General features: G+C 74.8%; 1 protein-coding gene. It reads right to left on the bottom strand.

Annotated features, from left to right (window positions below):
* A partial coding sequence (locus IH48_RS0132345; RefSeq protein WP_030912979.1) for a TetR/AcrR family transcriptional regulator occupies positions 1-434 on the bottom strand: 434 nt, incomplete at its 3' end.
* Between the last annotated feature and the right edge of the window lie 66 nt (positions 435-500).

The raw sequence follows: 500 nt of genomic DNA, 5'->3' as shown, positions 1-500 counted from the left end.
CCCCAGAGCTGGTCGACGAGGATGCCGAGGTCCATGTCGGAGCGGAGCTGTCCGCGGTCGCGGGCCCGCTCGAACGCGGCCAGTGCCAGCGCCCGGCGCGGCGCGGAGTAGTGCCGGGAGAACGCCGCCGAGAGCTCCGGGTCGGTCTGTGCCACCCCGATCAGCCCCGCGATGGCCGTGCCCGTGCTGCCCCGCGTCACCAGCCGCACGAACGCGCGCAGCTGGGAGGTGAGGTCGGCCCGTATGTCGCCGGTGTCCGGGAACTCGAGCTGCTGCTCGCTGTGGGCGAAGAACGCCTCCGCCGCGAGCGCTCCGGCGGACGGCCACCACTTGTAGAGGGTCATCTTGCTGGACCCCGCCGCCGTGGCGACCCGGTCGAAGGTCACCGCCTTGATCCCCTCGTTCAGCAGCAGGTCGGCGGCGGCCCGCAGCACCCCCGTCCGCACCTCCTGCGCCGGCCGCCGTCCCCGTCCGCGCCGGGGCGGGGGCGTGTTCAGGGG

The sequence above is a fragment of the Streptomyces sp. NRRL F-5126 genome (assembly GCF_000721265.1).
Taxonomy (GTDB): domain Bacteria; phylum Actinomycetota; class Actinomycetes; order Streptomycetales; family Streptomycetaceae; genus Streptomyces.
This window is presented reverse-complemented; position numbering and strand designations above follow the sequence as displayed.